Here is a 14,569-nt window from a genome sequence, read left to right on the forward strand (position 1 = left end):
GGGGCCGGATGCTCATCAGACATCCGGCCCCGATCCGTGCACGGGCGCGTAGGAGGGTGCGCCGCGTGCAGGTCTTCGCGGGGATCCCGCCCGAGTCAGCGGGCGGCGGGGGCCTCCGGCTCGCGCGCGGGGGCACGGTCCTGGAGGGGGGCGTCGAGGTCCGCGAGCGCGGCGGCGTCCGCGGGGACCACGTCGGTGCCGGGAAGCGCGGGCTCGGGCACGGCGGCGAGGGCGGGCTCGTCGGGCTCGCCGAGCTTGACGAGCACCACGCCGGCGAGCACCAGCACGGCGCCCGCGATCTGGACGGGCGCGGGCGCCTGGCCCACGAGAGCCCACGCGAACAGCGCGGCGGCGAGCACCTCGGTGAGCGCGACGAACGAGCCGAGGCGGGCGCCGAGGCGGCGCGTCGCGGCGATGCCGACCACATACGCGACGGCGGACGTCACGATGCCGAGCAGCGCGACGACGGCCCACCACGGCAGGTCGCCGGGCACCAGGTGCACGGTGGCGGTGGTGAAGGCGAGCGGGAGCAGCCCGGTCGCGGCGGCGATGCCGAGGATCACGGTCGCGACCACCAGGCCGCCCCAGGCGAGGGTCACGGGCGGCAGGCCGGTCGAGGTCGAGCTCGAGATCACGAAGTAGACGGACGCGCCGATCATGGCACCCAGGGCCCACCCGATGCCCACGAGGCTCACCTCTCCCCCGCCGACCAGGTCGAGCAGCAGCACCAGCCCCGAGATCGCCACGACGGCGCCCAGCACGGTGAGCCGGCTGGGGCGATGCCCGCGCGTCGCCCACAGGTACCCGACCACCACGATGGGCGACAGGTACTCGATCAGCAGCGCGACGCCCACGTCGAGGTGGCCCACCGCGAGGAAGTAGAACAGCTGCGCGCCGGCGACGGCGAACGCGCCGTAGGCGATCACGGTGCCGGCGGCGCGGGCGAGCAGGCGCCACTGGCCGCGGAGGGCGATCAGGGCGGGGAGGGTCAGCACCACCGCCGCGATCGCGACGCGCACCAGGGTGGCCGCGCCCGCGGTCCAGCCGGCGTCCATGAGGCCGCGCGCGAGGCTGCCCGACAGGCCGAAGGACGCCGCGGACGCGAGCGCGAGCACGAATCCCTTGGCGCGGTTCGCGCGTGCAGCGTCATGAGTCAAAGCGGTCATGGCTCATGACCTTAGGGGGTCGTTTGGTAATGTGTCAAAATGGCATTCGCAAATGACACGGCGATGGCGCTCGAGTCGGGCGTGTTCCTGTCGAACTCCGAGCTCGAGCCGGACACGCTCACCACGCTCGACGAGCTGGTCGACTTCTTCGACCGCTTCGGCTACACCGGCGTCCGACCGTCCGGCGGGGACCTCGAGCCCGTGCGGGCGATCCGCACGCCCCTGCGCCGCCTGTTCCTGTCGAGCCGGGATGAGGCCGTCCCGCAGATCAACGCGATCCTCGCGGAGCATCGCGCGATGCCGCAGCTCGCCCGGCACGGCGACACGGACTGGCACATCCACGCGGCCTCGGACGACCGCCCGCTGGTCGAGCGCATCCTGGTCGAGACCGCGATGGCGATGATCGACGTGGTGCGCGAGCACGAGACCCAGCGCTTCTCGCGCTGCGCGATGGAGGACTGCGAGGGCGTGGTGCTCGACCTCAGCCGCAACCGCTCGCGCAAGTACTGCACGGTCACGTGCACCAACCGCGCCGCGCAGGCCGCGTTCCGGGCACGCCAGGCCGAGGACTGACGTCCGCGGATCGGGCGCGAGCTCCATGGGAGCATGGGCCCATGCAGATCTACCGTGCCCGCACGTCCACCATCTGGGGCTGGACGGCGATCGTGATCGGCGCGGCCGTCGCGATCCTCCACGTCTCGAGCGTCGGGTTCGCGTACGCGCACGGCGGGCTGGGCCTGGGCGCGGCGATCGCGCTGTTCGGGTACGGCGCGTTCTTGCGCCCGCATGTCGCGGCCGCGGAGGACCGCGTCGAGATCCACAACGTCACGCAGACCGCGGTGGTGCCGTTCGGGCGGCTCGAGAGCCTCAACACGCGCTGGACCTTCGAGGCGGTGGGCGACGACGGCTCGAAGGTGGGCGCGTTCGCGGCCCCCGCGCCGGGCGCGGCCACCACGCGCCGCCACGAGCGCGACGAGAAGGCGCAGATCGCAGCCGGTGCTGCCGCGCCCATCGAGCCGACCCGACCGGGAGACCGGCTGGGCACCCCCTCGGGCGACGCGGCCGCGATGGTGCAGCACGCATGGGACGCGTGGCGCGCAGCGGGTAGCGGGGACGCACCCGTCGCGGCCGGTCGCGCCGTCCAGCGCCGTCCCGACTGGATCGGGATCGCGCTCGTGGCCGCGGGCACCGCGGCGGCGCTGTGGGGTCTGTTCTCGTAGGTCAACCGCGGTAGGCGGTGGCCTCGATCTCGATCCGCATGGCGGGGTCGATCAGCGCGCACTGCTGCATGGTCGCCGCGGGCCGCACGTCGCCGAACCATCGGCGCAGCACCGGCCAGCAGGCCTCGAAGTCGGCCGCGTCGGGCAGCAGGTAGCGCACGCGCACTACGTCGGCCATGGTGAAGCCACCCTCCTCGAGGGCCGCCGCGATGGTGGCGAGCGCGGCGTCGGCCTGGTCGGCGACGTCGGGGCTCGCGGTGCTGGTGGTGCCGGACACGAACGCCCAGTCCCCCTGCACCACGGCGCGCGAGTACGCCACGCGCTCCTCCCACGGTCCGCCTGAGCCGATGAGCTGTCGAGTCACGCCGCGATGCTACGCCCACCAGGCGTAACGTCGTGACCGGGGGTGCGCGATGACCCAGTGGAGCACGCAGACCAAGGTGGGTTGGATCGTCGCGGTCGCGTGGGCGGCGCTGTTGCCCGTGCTCGCGCTGGTGGTGCCCGTCGGCACCGAGATCACGTCCGGATCCGACGGCGTCGAGACCACCCGCCACCTCACGCTCGCGCAGGCGGAGGGCATCTCCGGGGTGCTCACCGTGGCGGTGCCGCTGCTGCTCGTGCTCCTCGCGGGCGGCGCCATGGCGGCGCGCGCCTCCTGGGGCCTGCCGGTCGGGTGGACGCTGTTCGGGCTGCTCGCCGCGGCCAACCTGCTCGCGCTGATGTCCGTCGGGATCGCCGTGATCCCGGTGACCGTGGCGCTGCTGGTGGCGCTGGTGGGCCGGTCCTCGCCTACGCGTCGCGGGGCACCAGCGCCCGGTACGCGTGCGTGACGTAGCGCAGCGGGAGCAGGCCGTCGCCGTCGAGCCCAGGCGTGCGCGCGATCAGCGAGTCAAGCGCGGCGTCGAGGTCGCGACGGTAGGCCTCCCCCGCCGTGATGTAGGCGCTGCGCGAGTGGACCAGCGCGCGGAGGGACGATGCGCTGGCCGGCAGGGTCCACGACGTCTCGTAGGTCTCGAGCCGCCCGAAGGGCGCGCCCACGCGCGGACCGCCGTCGGCGATGAGCCGCTCGGCGGTCGAGTGGCCGATGATCCGGCTGAGCGACGCCATCCACGGGTCGCGCTCGTCGCGGATGTTCCAGACGAGCCCCAGCGTGCCCCCGGGCGCGAGCACGCGCGCCGCCTCGGCGCTCGCGGTGTCGACGTCGACCCAGTGCCACGCCTGGCCCAGCACCACCGCGGCCACGCTCGCGTCGGCCAGCGGGAGCTCCTCGGCGCGGCCCAGGGCGACGGCCGCGCGCGGCACGTGCGCCTCGAGCGTCGCGAGCATGACGGGGTCCGGGTCCACGGCGACCACGTCGTGACGCGTCCGCAGCACCGCCGCGGTGAGCTTGCCGGTGCCGGCGCCGACGTCCGCGACGCGCCCGGCGACGCCGTCGAGCATCCAGGCCACCGCATCGTCCGGATAGCCGGGACGGCCGCGCGCGTAGTCGGCGGCGGCGCGCCCGAAGCTGGTCGACCGGTCGGTCACGCTGCCACGGTACCCCGCCCGACGGTGTCGGCGACCACGGTCCGGGCGCGGCCGTACGATGCTCGGCGTGCCCGTGATCCGCTGCGCCGAGCCCTCCTGATGCCGCCGCGCTCCCCGCTGCCCCAGCGCGACGGCCTCGACGCGGCGTGGGTGCGCACCCCGGGGACGGGGCCCGGGGGGGTGCCTGCGTGGGCGACCATGCGGGAGTTCCTGCTCGACCGGCTGCCCGCGTCCGCCGAGGTCGAGTCGCGGCTCGACGCCGGGGAGTTCGTGGATCAGGGCGGCGCGCCGCTGACCGGGGACGAGCCGTTCCGCCCTCATTCCTTCGTGTGGTTCCACCGTCCGCTCGCGCCGGAGGTGCCCGTCCCGTTCCCGGTGCCGGTCCTGGATCAGACCCGGAACCTCGTGGTGGTGGACAAGCCGCACTTCCTGGCCACCACCCCGCGCGGCATGCACGTGCGCGAGACGGCGCTGGTGAAGCTGCGGCTCGCGCTCAACCTGCCGGAGCTCGCGCCCGCGCACCGGCTGGACAGGCTGACCGCGGGGGTGCTGGTCTTCACGACGCGGCGCGAGGTGCGGGGCGCGTACGCGGGGGTGTTCCAGTCGCGCGAGGTCGCGAAGACGTACGAGGCGCTGGCCCGGTTCGATCCCGCCCTCGTCTTCCCACGGCGACTCGTCGGGCGCATCGAGAAGCGGCGCGGGAGCCTGCAGGCGGAGCTGGTGCCCGGGGAGCCCAACGCCGAGACGTGGGTGGAGGTGCTCGAGGTGCGCGGTCGCCACGCGCGCTACCGGCTGACTCCGGTCACGGGTAGGACCCACCAGCTGCGCCTACAGATGGCCGATGCCGGGCTGCCGATCGTGGGCGACCCGCTCTACCCGGTGGTGGTCGACGCCGACCCGGCGGACTTCTCCGAGCCGCTCAGGCTGGTGGCGCGTCGGCTCGCGTTCACCGATCCGCTCGACGGCGTGGAGCGCGACTACGTGAGCGCGCGCGAGCTCGGATGGCCCGCGTCTCCGATTGCGAGTGGGCCCCTTCCGTCGTAGGTCAGCACGCCTGGGGCGCTGCGGGGCGAGTAGCGGCTCTCGAAGTCACGCTCGTTGGGGATCCACACCTCGTTCCAGAGCCGACGGTGGTCGCGGCTGAGCCGTGCGTCGCGCGCGAGCCCCCGCTCCTTCGCTATCTGGAGGTCGACGTCGACCCATACCTTCACATCCAGCGAAGGAAGCACCTCGGGGTGGAACAACCCGATCAGGTCGACGACCAGCACGTTCGCACGTGGCACGGGCTCGGGGTCACCGAGGCAGCGCCGGCTCCAGTCGTAACGCCGGAAGGCGCCTGCGCGCTGCGCCCTGAACGGGTCGAGGAGCTCAGCCTTCAACCGCGTCCGCTCGACGCCGTCCCAGTCCGTTGATCTCCGATGGGAGCGCGTCGGGTCGAGGAAGTCGTCGCCACGCACTCGGACGGCACCGTCGACCACGGATGCGAGGTGCCGCGCGAGTGTCGACTTGCCGGCGCCGCAGTACCCGGAGATCCCGACCACGATCGGCGAATCGCGACTCGCCTCCGCCACGCTCGCCACAAGTTGTTCGACCGCTTCGCCCGACGGGCCCGCCGAGCGCTTCCCGGCCTTTCGACTCACAAGGTGACCGCGTCCGCGAGCGCCGATCGCGCAACCGACTCCTTGAGCAGCTGCTCCGGGAACACGTCGATGTCATCGCGCCCGAGGAGCGCGCGAACCTCCTCCATCAGGCCCGAGGCCCGCAGGAGCAGGTTGCCGGCCGCGGGATCCATATCCACGAGGATGTCGATATCGCTGCCTTCGCCGGAGGTACCGCGCGCGACGGATCCGAAGAGCCGCGGACGGGTCGCCCCGTAGCGGGCGAGCAGCTGGTCGAACTCTGTGCGTCGCGCGTCGATGAGCCCGCGCACTGCGCGAGCCTCGGGCGTGATCGCAGCCTCAGGCACGCGCCCAGGGTAGCCGGAGCAACCAGAAGGCAGGGGAAGCGTCGCGCGGCCGCGCGATGCGGACGGAGCACTCCGCGGCGGTCCAGCGCCGACCGGGTTCCCTCGCCGGGCGCCCTCTCCTGTGCTGCGTGAAGTCAGGTCGCCCGCAAGGGCTCGATCGCCGCGATCTGATCAGCGGCGCTCAGGCGACCTGGAGCGGCGTGATGGCAGCGATCTGCGCGGCCATCCGGTCCTCGGCGACCTCGAGCTCATAGTGTGCCTGGAGGTTGAGCCAGAACTGCGGATCGATACCGAAGTACCGGCCCAGTCGAAGCGCCGTGTCGGCGGTGATGGCGCGCTTGCCGTGAACGATCTCGTTGATACGTCGGGGAGGCACGCCGATCGCCACCGCAAGCTTGTTCTGGGTGATCTCGAAGCCCTTGATGAAATCCTCCATCAGCACCTCGCCAGGGTGGATGGGAGCCCACTTCTCAGTGGTAGTCGACGAGTTCGACATCCTCCGCACTTCCTTCTCTCCAGGTGAAACAGATTCTCCATTGGTCATTGACACGGACACTGTGCTGGCCCGCGCGATCGCCCTTCAACAACTCGAGACGATTGCCAGGCGGAACCCGCAGCGAGTCGAGGAATCGAGCCGCGTGGATCTGGGCGAGCTTGCGAATGGCCGCCTTCTGCACGCGCGGATCGATCGACGGCACCTTCTCCCGACGCCACAGACGCTCGGTGTTCTTGTCACCGAACGATCTGATCACACGAGCAATCTATAACGCTTAGCGTTAATAACGCTAGACGTTAAACGTGAACTCGACCGCATTCCGTAGCCGACCACCCTGTGACGCCTCGCGGACGAAGGAAGCGGGCACCTCGAACGTCGCACCGCTCGAGGTACCCGCCCGTCACGTCGGAGCCAGGATCAGCGTCCCGCGACCACTCCTCCGTTGGGTGCAATCTCAGCGATGCGCGCGAGGTCAGCATCGGTCAGGACGATGCTTGCGGAGGCGATGTTCTGCGAGACGCGTGCAGGGTTGCGCGAGCCGGGGATGGGGACGATGTAGTCCCGCTGCGCGAGCAGCCAGGCGATGGCGAGCTGCGCGAGGGTCGCACCCTTGTCTTCGGCGAGCGCGGTGAGCGCCTCGACGATGGCGACGTTGGCGTCGTAGTGCTCGGGGGCCCAGTACGGGATGCGCTGGCGGAAGTCGGTCGCGTCGTAGGCGGAGCGGGGCTGGACCGCGCCGGAGAGGAAGCCGCGCGCGAGCGGCGAGTAGGCGACAAGGCCGATGCCGAGCTCCTCGAGCACGGGCAGGAACGCCTCGGACTGGCGGGCGAAGATCGAGTACTCGGTCTGGAGCACCGAGATCGGGTGGACGGCGTGTGCGCGCCGCACATTGTCGGGCGTCGTGTTGGACAGGCCGAGGTACCTCACCTTGCCGGCGTCGACGTACTCCTTCATCACGCCCACGACGTCCTCGACGGGCACGGCCGGGTCGTGGACGTGCTGGTAGAGCACGTCGATGTGGTCGACACCGAGGTTGCGCAGGCTGTTGTCGACCACGTTGCGGACGTGGTCGGGCTGCGAGTTGGGGGCATACGTGGGCGTGAAGCCGAACTTGGTGGCGATGGTGACCTGGTCACGGATCGGCGCGAGGGCCGTGCCGAGGAGCTGCTCGCCGACACCCCAGCCATACATCTCGGCGGTGTCGAAGTGCGTGACGCCGAGGTCGTTCGCGCCGCGGATCGCGGCGATGGACTCGGTGTCGTCGCTCGGGCCGTAGCCGACTGCGGTACCCATCGCGCCGTAGCCGATGGCGGAGACGGCGAGGCCCTGACGGCCGAGGATGCGCTGTTCCATGGGGTGTCCCTTCTCGTGTGACTTTACGACAGAATACGCCTGATCTGTCAGTCTCTGCCACTTGTGGCGCGCTATGATGGATCTATGAGCGAGGTCACCAAGCCCGGAGGCACGCGCGCGATCGCGCGCGACGCGGTCCGTGCGCGCATCTCCGAGGTCGCGCTGGACCTCTTCGATGAGCATGGGTTCGACAACGTCACCGTCGAGCAGATCGCCGCCGCGGTCGGCGTCTCGCCACGTAGCGTGCACCGGTACTTCCCCGCGAAGGAGGACACGGTGATCGGCGATCCTGCCGGCTGGGGCGAGCATGTGCGGGACCAGCTCGTAGCTCGCCCCTCAGACGAGCCGATCTGGGACGCGCTCCTCGCGTCCTACGAGGCGTTGCTCGCGACCCCGGGTCGGAACGAGGCGCAGGGCAGGAAGGCGATGCGGGTGCTCGGCAGCACCGCGGCGCTGCGGGCCAGGAACCTCGAGAAGCACCTGCTGTGGGCACACCTGCTCACGCCCATCGTCGCCGAACGCCTCGACGGCGACCACCGGGGCCTGCGCGCCGAGGCCATCGTCCAGGCCTCCCTCGCCTGCTTCGACATCGCCCTGACCGCATGGGCCGAGACTGATGCCGAGGAGAGCTCAGTCGAGCTCCTCCGCCGAAGCTTCGGCGCGCTCCAGCCCACCGCGTAGCCGCCTCACGCAACACCTGACTCTGCATCCGTATGTCGCGCGGAACCAGCGCGCACGGCGACTGCCCGGAGCAGTCGACCCGAGCGCCTGCCTCGGATCAGCGACCAGCGGTTGAACCGGAACTACACGTTGAACCTGAACTCGACCGCGTTCCGTAGCCGAACAACGTCTGCTTGTCGACGCCGTAGCGCGCACCGCTGGACGGCGCTTACCCGTCGCGGCCCGACTCGACCATGGTCCAGCCACGCGAAGTGAACGCCCTTCGCAGCCGGTCGACCACATCGTCACGCGTTCGCTCAGGTCTGTCGCGGATGCGCGCGGTCTCAACGACGATTCCGCCGTTGCCGTCAGGGTCTGCAAACAGACGTTGACGTCCGAACTCGTCCTCGTACTGGAGGTCGTTGCGTCCCATGATCCTGACCCGATAGCCAAGCGAAGAAACGGTCCACCCCAGCCAGCGCCGCTTAAAGGTCTCACCCTGCGCTTCGTTGGCTCTGTACAGACACCACTCGTATGGCGCGGACTTCTCGTGAATACGAGGCTGCCGATCACGGAACTCGGCACGTCCGGCGTGCGGTACGACGTCGACGACGTCGCGCGGATCCAATCCTGGACGCCAGTTCGGGAAGTCCACGGCATTGCCGACAACGAACGGCAACTGTTCGCCGTCACGCATCCGCGCACTGAACATCGTGTAGCCCATGCCGGATTCGCCCGCCTCGTAGAGCTTGTTGGCCAGGTCTGCGGGGAGCCGAACCGGACTATCTTCTATTTGTACGACGTCCTCTATAGACACTCGCGAGGCAGCAGTGCCCCACGAGCGACTGAACTGCGATTCGTCCACGACATATACACGGTCGAGCACTTCACCCGAACGCAGCGTCACGCGGCAAGGCGAGTACTCCATGTAGCCGCTCGAACTCTTCGGCACCTGGGCCAACTGCGCGGCCTGCGCCGCAGTCAGAACGCTGTGCATGTCGACATCCTATGGATGCGGAGCCGCACCACGAAGGCTAGGCACAGAACGGCGAATTACACATTGAATCTGAATTCGACCACGTCGCCGTCCTGCATGACGTAGTCCTTGCCCTCGATGCGGACCTTGCCCTTGGACTTCGCCTCGGCCATCGAGCCGGTCTCGAGGAGGTCGTGGAAGTGAACCACCTCGGCCTTGATGAAGCCGCGCTCAAAGTCGGTGTGGATCACGCCCGCGGCCTGCGGGGCGGTCCAGCCCTTGTGGATGGTCCACGCGCGCGCCTCCTTGGGGCCCGCCGTGAGGTACGTCTGCAGGCCGAGCGTGTCGAAGCCGACGCGCGCGAGCTGGTCCAGGCCCGACTCGTCCTGACCGTTCTCGGCGAGCATCTCGCGCGCCTCCTCCTCGGTGAGCTCCACGAGCTCCGCCTCGAACTTCGCGTCGAGGAAGATCGCCTCGGCGGGCGCGACCTGCGCCGCGAGGGCCTCGCGCTTGGGGGCGTCGGCGAGGACCGCATCGTCCACGTTGAAGACGTAGATGAACGGCTTGGCCGTGAGGAGGTTGAGCTCCTTCACGTCCGCGAGATCCAGCTTCGCGGCGGCGGCGCCGGCGCTCAGAGCCGTGCCCGACTCGAGGATCCCCTTGGCGGTGGTCACCGCGGCGAGGAAGTTCGGGTCGGCCTTCTTCGCACGCACCTCCTTCTCGAGACGCGGGATCGCCTTCTCGACGGTCTGCAGGTCCGCGAGGATGAGCTCGGTGTTGATGGTCTCGATGTCCGAGGCCGCGTCGACCTTGCCGTCGACGTGGATCACATCGGGGTCCTCGAAGCCGCGCGTCACCTGGCAGATCGCGTCGGCCTCGCGGATGTTCGCGAGGAACGCGTTGCCCAGGCCCTCGCCCTCGGACGCGCCCTTGACGATTCCGGCGATGTCGACGAACGACACCGTCGCGGGCACCTCACGCTCGGAGCCGAACACCTCGGCGAGCTGGCCCAGGCGCGCATCCGGCAGCGGGACCACACCGACGTTGGGCTCGATGGTCGCGAACGGGTAGTTCGCGGCGAGCACCTCGGCGCGGGTGAGGGCGTTGAACAGGGTCGACTTGCCGACGTTCGGGAGACCGACGATTCCGATGGTAAGAGCCACGGGCGACAAGTCTACCGGCGGCCGGCGACGGTGCCCGCCCGGGCGACCCGCGCATCGTCCCGTCCTACCCTGAGGCCATGAGCTTCGAGGAGCTGTTCAACCCGGGCCTCGCGCATACGCGCGAGCAGAATAACCTGGACAAGGTGCGGCCGGCCACCGAGGTGGTGGGCGAGGCGCCGCCGCGGGACGATGCGGTGGCTGGCATCCAGATCCCGTCACCCGAGCAGATGGAACCCTTCCCGGAGAAGCGCCGCGGCCCCGCCGGTCGCGAGGACTGACGGGGCCGCGGGGCTGATCTCGAGGGCTACGAGCCGAACTCGATGCCCGCGCCGGGGATCGCGTCCAGCAGACGCTGGGTGTACTGCTCCTGCGGACGCTCGAAGATCTCGTCCGTGCCGCCGGTCTCGACGATCTTGCCCTGCTCCATCACGGCCACCACGTCGGCAACCACGCGCACGACCGCGAGGTCGTGGGTGATGAACAGGTAGGTGAGGTCGAGCTCCTCCTGCAGGTCCGCGAGGAGCTGCAGGATCTGGGCCTGGACCAGCACGTCGAGAGCGGAGACCGCCTCGTCGAGCACCACCACGTCGGGCTTGAGCGCGAGCGCGCGGGCGATGGCCACGCGCTGGCGCTGACCGCCGGACAGCTCGTTCGGGTAGCGGTCCGCCATGGCGGCGGGGAGCGCGACCTGGTCGAGCAGCTCGCTGACGCGCGCGTGGCGGCTCTTGCGGTCGCCGACCTTGTGGACCTTCAGCGGCTCCGCGATGATCGCGCCGATCGACCGCTGCGGGTCGAGCGAGGCGTACGGGTCCTGGAAGACCACCTGCATGCGACGACGCAGGTCGAACAGCGCCTTGCCTGACGCGTCCGCCATCTCGACTCCGCCGACCGTGATCTGGCCCTCGGTCGGCTTCTCGAGGCCGAGCACCAGGCGCGCCGCGGTGGACTTGCCGGAGCCCGACTCGCCCACCAGCGCGAGCGTGGTGCCCTTGTGGATGTCGAAGGACACGCCGTCGACCGCGTGCAGCGGGTCCGACCGGAAGCTGCCACGACGGATCATGTAGGTCTTGCGCAGGTCCTTGACGGACACGACCACCGGCTTGGCCTGGGCGGCCGCCTCGGTGTCGTCGTGCTTCTCCGCGAGGCTCAGCAGGTCCGGGCCCTTGACATCGTCCACCAGGTGCTCGCCCACAGACGAGTGGATGCGGCGCGACGCGAGCGACGGGGCCGCCGCGATGAGCTGCTTGGTGTACGGGTGCTGCGGGTGCTGGAGCAGCTCGAGGCTGGGACCGGCCTCGACGATCTTGCCCTGGCTCATCACGATGACCTTGGACGCGCGCTCGGCGGCGAGGCCCAGGTCGTGGGTGATGAAGAGCATCGCCGTGTTCTTCTCGCGGGTCAGCGTCTCCAGGTGGTCGAGGATGACCTTCTGGACCGTGACGTCGAGCGCCGAGGTGGGCTCGTCCGCGATCAGCAGGCGCGGGTCCGCGCCCAGGCCGATGCCGATGAGCACGCGCTGGCGCATGCCGCCCGAGAACTGGTGCGGGAACTGCTTGAGGCGACGCTCGGCGTCGCCCAGGCCGGCCTGGTGAAGCACCTCGATGGCCTTGGCCTCGATGTTCTTCTTGCCCGTGGCCACGCCGTTCGCACGGATGGCCTCGCGCACCTGGAAGCCGATGTTCCACACGGGGTTGAGGTTGGACATCGGGTCCTGCGGCACGTAGCCGATGGTCCCGCCACGCACGGACGCCATCTGGCGCTCGCTGTAGTCGGTGATGTCCTTGCCGTCGACGAGCACGCGGCCGCCGGAGATGCGGCCGTTGCCGGCGAGCAGCTTGATCAGCGCGGTCGCGGTGGTCGACTTGCCCGAGCCGGACTCGCCGACGATCGCGACGGTCTCACCCGCGTGGATGTCGAAGGACACGCCGCGGACGGCGTGAACGTCGCCCGAGCCCGTCTTGAACGTGACCTCGAGGTCCTTGACCTCGACCAGGGGCGCGTTCGCATCCGCCGGCTTGGCGCCGCTGGGAAGGGTCTGCACGGTGTTCTCCTCAGTCATCGGCGAGCCCTCGCCTTCGGGTCGAGCGCGTCGCGGAGCAGCTCACCGAGCACGATGAACGCGAGCACCGTGAGCGTCAGCGCGAGCGACGGCCAGAACAGCGAGCCCGGCGCGACGCGGATCGACGACTGGGCGTCCGCGATGTCGTTACCCCAGGAGATGACGTTATTGAGGCCCACACCGAGGAAGGACAGGGTCGCCTCTGCGGTGATGGCCGCGCCGAGCGCGATGGTCAGGTACACGATCACGGGCGTGAGCGAGTTCGGGAGCACGTGGCGGACGAGCGTGCCGAACTTGGACCTGCCCACCGCCTCGGACGCCATCACGTACTCGAGATTCTTCACCTGCAGGATCTCCGCGCGAAGGATGCGCGCGAGCGAGGCCCACGCGAATCCACCGATCGCGAACGAGATGGTCAGGACGTTCTTCGACGGCATCACCGACATCACGACCACGGCCGCGAGGAAGTAGGGGATGGAGAAGAAGATGTCGCCGATGCGCGAGAGGAACGAGTCCACCCAGCCGCCGTAGAAGCCCGCGAGCGCGCCCATGGGGATACCGATGACGCCGGTGATGAGCATGGTGAGCACGCCCACGGCCAGCGAGGTGCTCGCGCCGTAGATGATGCGGGCGTAGATGTCCGCGCCCTGGAACGTGAATCCGAGCGGGTGGCCGGGCTCCGCCGGGCCGTTCGAGTTCGCCAGATCCGTCGCCCTGGGGTCGACGCTGGTGAACCACTCGGGGAAGAAGGCCGCGGCGGTGACCACCAGCACCATCGCGAGAGCGATGTAGAACAACGGCCGGCGGCGCAGGTCGCGCCACGCGTCGAGCCAGAGGTTGGAGCGGCGCTCGGAGAGCTTGACCTTGTCGACCTCGACGGCCGAATTCTCGTCGATCGGGGCGACGTAGTGCTCGATCGTGCGGTCAGACATAGCGGATCCTTGGGTCGAGCACGGCGTACAGCAGGTCCACGAGGATGTTCACGATGATGTAGAGGATCGTGAGGATCGTCACGATCGAGACCACCGTGGCGGTCTCGCCCTTGATGATCGCGTCGAAGAGGACCTTGCCGACGCCGGGGATGTTGAAGATTCCCTCGGTGACGGTCGTGCCGGCGATCAGGGCGCCGAAGCTGGCCGCGGTGTTCGTGATCACGGGGATCAGCGAGTTGCGCGCGACGTGGACCGGGATGATGCGGCGGCGGGTGAGGCCCTTGGCGAGCGCGGTGCGGACGTAGTCCGCCGACTGCGCCTCGATGACCGAGCCGCGCATGAGCCTCATGCCCGTGACGTAGATGGTGAGCGCGATCACCAACGCCGGGAGGAACATCGCGCTCCAGGTGGTGTTCGCGCCCACCGTGACCGGTGCCCACCCGAGTTTGATACCGATGAAGTACTGCGCGAGGAACAGCGCCACGAACGGGGGCACGGAGCTCAGCACCAGCGCGACCACCAGGTTGGTGTTGTCGATGATGCCGCCCTTGCGCAGGCCCGAGATGAGGCCGATGACGGTCGCGAGCAGGAACTCGATGATGACCGCCATGAGCACCAGCTTGAGCGTCACCGGGAACGCACGGGCGAGGACGTCCGTGACCTGCTGACCCGAGAACGTCTCACCGAGGTTCCCGGTGAAGAGGTTCTGGAGGTAGTGCAGATACTGCATGAAGAACGGCTCGTCGAGGTGGTACTGCTGGCGCAGCGCCTCGAGCACGGCCGGGTTGGGCGTCTTGTCCCCGAAGAGGGCGAGCACAGGGTCGCCCGGCATCGAGAAGACCATGAAGTAGATGAGGAACGTCGTCCCCAGGAAGACGGGGATCGCCTGCAGGAGGCGGCGCACCACGTACATCAGCATGGGCGCACCTCGCGGCTGAGAGATGTCTTGAGCATGAGAGTGCCGATTCTACCTGGCCGGTGCCGCGCCGCTCCACGCGCGGCGCGGGGACGCGCTCGCGACGGTGGAGGGGGCGTCGAGGCGCCCGGCGGG

The 14,569-nt window shown here is 69.8% G+C and carries 19 protein-coding genes; 6 read left to right on the forward strand and 13 right to left on the reverse strand.

The genetic code is table 11. From position 1 onward, the window contains the following. Nucleotides 1-95: 95 nt before the first annotated feature. Nucleotides 96-1,166: an EamA family transporter gene (locus AOM01_RS01895; protein ID WP_062288120.1), complete on the reverse strand. Its 1,071-nt coding sequence runs from the start codon at nucleotides 1,164-1,166 to the stop codon at nucleotides 96-98. Between the two features lie 39 nt (nucleotides 1,167-1,205). On the opposite strand from AOM01_RS01895, the gene AOM01_RS01900 reads away from it, so the two are divergent. Both AOM01_RS01900 and AOM01_RS01905 read left to right on the forward strand, forming a co-directional pair. Then, nucleotides 1,206-1,739 (forward strand): CGNR zinc finger domain-containing protein, encoded by a 534-nt coding sequence (locus AOM01_RS01900; protein WP_062288124.1) that lies wholly within the window; start codon nucleotides 1,206-1,208, stop codon nucleotides 1,737-1,739. A 41-nt stretch (nucleotides 1,740-1,780) separates the two neighbouring features. Beyond that, nucleotides 1,781-2,386, forward strand: a complete 606-nt coding sequence (locus AOM01_RS01905) for a hypothetical protein (protein ID WP_062288127.1) — start codon at nucleotides 1,781-1,783, stop codon at nucleotides 2,384-2,386. Nucleotide 2,387: 1 nt separating this feature from the next. Here the strand turns inward: AOM01_RS01905 and AOM01_RS01910 are convergent, their stop codons facing one another. Beyond that, nucleotides 2,388-2,750 (reverse strand): RidA family protein, encoded by a 363-nt coding sequence (locus AOM01_RS01910; protein WP_062288130.1) that lies wholly within the window; start codon nucleotides 2,748-2,750, stop codon nucleotides 2,388-2,390. A 49-nt stretch (nucleotides 2,751-2,799) separates the two neighbouring features. Here AOM01_RS01910 and AOM01_RS01915 point away from each other — a divergent pair, with 49 nt between their 5' ends. Then, the gene (locus AOM01_RS01915; RefSeq protein ID WP_062288133.1) at nucleotides 2,800-3,216 is read left to right on the forward strand and encodes a hypothetical protein; all 417 of its coding nucleotides are present in this window, start codon (nucleotides 2,800-2,802) and stop codon (nucleotides 3,214-3,216) included. On the opposite strand, the gene AOM01_RS01920 is transcribed toward AOM01_RS01915, so the two are convergent. Next, nucleotides 3,176-3,913 (reverse strand): class I SAM-dependent methyltransferase, encoded by a 738-nt coding sequence (locus tag AOM01_RS01920; RefSeq protein ID WP_062288136.1) that lies wholly within the window; start codon nucleotides 3,911-3,913, stop codon nucleotides 3,176-3,178. The genes AOM01_RS01915 and AOM01_RS01920 overlap by 41 nt on opposite strands. A 99-nt stretch (nucleotides 3,914-4,012) precedes the next feature. Here AOM01_RS01920 and AOM01_RS01925 point away from each other — a divergent pair, with 99 nt between their 5' ends. After that, nucleotides 4,013-4,957, forward strand: coding sequence for a pseudouridine synthase (locus tag AOM01_RS01925; RefSeq protein WP_062288139.1), 945 nt, complete (start codon nucleotides 4,013-4,015; stop codon nucleotides 4,955-4,957). Here the strand turns inward: AOM01_RS01925 and AOM01_RS01930 are convergent. The 5 genes from AOM01_RS01930 to AOM01_RS01945 all read right to left on the reverse strand — a co-directional run bounded on the left by AOM01_RS01930 (nucleotide 4,891) and on the right by AOM01_RS01945 (nucleotide 7,728). After that, entirely contained in the window at nucleotides 4,891-5,553 is a 663-nt protein-coding gene (locus tag AOM01_RS01930) for a uridine kinase family protein (RefSeq protein ID WP_174441875.1), read from the reverse strand. The two genes, AOM01_RS01925 and AOM01_RS01930, sit on opposite strands and share 67 nt — an antisense overlap. Next, complete coding sequence (locus AOM01_RS01935) at nucleotides 5,550-5,843, reverse strand: nucleotidyltransferase family protein (RefSeq protein ID WP_228374182.1); 294 nt, start codon at nucleotides 5,841-5,843, stop codon at nucleotides 5,550-5,552. Before AOM01_RS01935 ends, AOM01_RS01930 begins: the two co-directional genes overlap by 4 nt. Before the next feature lie 217 nt (nucleotides 5,844-6,060). After that, entirely contained in the window at nucleotides 6,061-6,375 is a 315-nt protein-coding gene (locus tag AOM01_RS01940; protein WP_062288143.1) for a HigA family addiction module antitoxin, read from the reverse strand. Then, a complete protein-coding gene (locus AOM01_RS14100) occupies nucleotides 6,350-6,631 on the reverse strand; it encodes a type II toxin-antitoxin system RelE/ParE family toxin (protein ID WP_062519756.1) in 282 nt (93 codons plus the stop codon). Before AOM01_RS14100 ends, AOM01_RS01940 begins: the two co-directional genes overlap by 26 nt. Nucleotides 6,632-6,792: 161 nt before the next feature. Then, nucleotides 6,793-7,728 (reverse strand): aldo/keto reductase, encoded by a 936-nt coding sequence (locus AOM01_RS01945; protein ID WP_062288146.1) that lies wholly within the window; start codon nucleotides 7,726-7,728, stop codon nucleotides 6,793-6,795. A gap of 84 nt (nucleotides 7,729-7,812) precedes the next feature. Between AOM01_RS01945 and AOM01_RS01950 the strand changes: the two genes are divergently transcribed. Continuing rightward, nucleotides 7,813-8,409, forward strand: a complete 597-nt coding sequence (locus AOM01_RS01950) for a TetR family transcriptional regulator (protein WP_062288147.1) — start codon at nucleotides 7,813-7,815, stop codon at nucleotides 8,407-8,409. A 208-nt stretch (nucleotides 8,410-8,617) separates the two neighbouring features. On the opposite strand, the gene AOM01_RS01955 is transcribed toward AOM01_RS01950, so the two are convergent. Both AOM01_RS01955 and ychF read right to left on the reverse strand, forming a co-directional pair. Then, nucleotides 8,618-9,385: a hypothetical protein gene (locus tag AOM01_RS01955; RefSeq protein ID WP_062288149.1), complete on the reverse strand. Its 768-nt coding sequence runs from the start codon at nucleotides 9,383-9,385 to the stop codon at nucleotides 8,618-8,620. A 56-nt stretch (nucleotides 9,386-9,441) separates the two neighbouring features. Continuing rightward, nucleotides 9,442-10,527: a redox-regulated ATPase YchF gene (gene ychF, locus AOM01_RS01960; protein WP_062288151.1), complete on the reverse strand. Its 1,086-nt coding sequence runs from the start codon at nucleotides 10,525-10,527 to the stop codon at nucleotides 9,442-9,444. Nucleotides 10,528-10,604: 77 nt separating this feature from the next. On the opposite strand from ychF, the gene AOM01_RS01965 reads away from it, so the two are divergent. After that, nucleotides 10,605-10,805 carry a hypothetical protein gene (locus AOM01_RS01965; protein ID WP_062288153.1) on the forward strand — a complete coding sequence of 67 codons (201 nt, stop codon included), beginning with the start codon at nucleotides 10,605-10,607 and terminating at the stop codon, nucleotides 10,803-10,805. Between the two features lie 26 nt (nucleotides 10,806-10,831). Here AOM01_RS01965 and AOM01_RS01970 read toward each other — a convergent pair whose 3' ends face one another. The 3 genes from AOM01_RS01970 to AOM01_RS01980 are packed head-to-tail and all read right to left on the reverse strand — an operon-like array spanning nucleotide 10,832 to nucleotide 14,437. Then, nucleotides 10,832-12,586 carry a dipeptide ABC transporter ATP-binding protein gene (locus AOM01_RS01970; RefSeq protein WP_062288155.1) on the reverse strand — a complete coding sequence of 585 codons (1,755 nt, stop codon included), beginning with the start codon at nucleotides 12,584-12,586 and terminating at the stop codon, nucleotides 10,832-10,834. Beyond that, entirely contained in the window at nucleotides 12,583-13,518 is a 936-nt protein-coding gene (locus AOM01_RS01975; RefSeq protein ID WP_062288157.1) for an ABC transporter permease, read from the reverse strand. The genes AOM01_RS01970 and AOM01_RS01975 overlap by 4 nt, the downstream gene beginning before the upstream one ends. Further along, a complete protein-coding gene (locus AOM01_RS01980; protein WP_062288159.1) occupies nucleotides 13,511-14,437 on the reverse strand; it encodes an ABC transporter permease in 927 nt (308 codons plus the stop codon). Before AOM01_RS01980 ends, AOM01_RS01975 begins: the two co-directional genes overlap by 8 nt. Between the last annotated feature and the right edge of the window lie 132 nt (nucleotides 14,438-14,569).

Source organism: Demequina phytophila (assembly GCF_000971135.1).
Lineage (GTDB): Bacteria > Actinomycetota > Actinomycetes > Actinomycetales > Demequinaceae > Demequina > Demequina phytophila.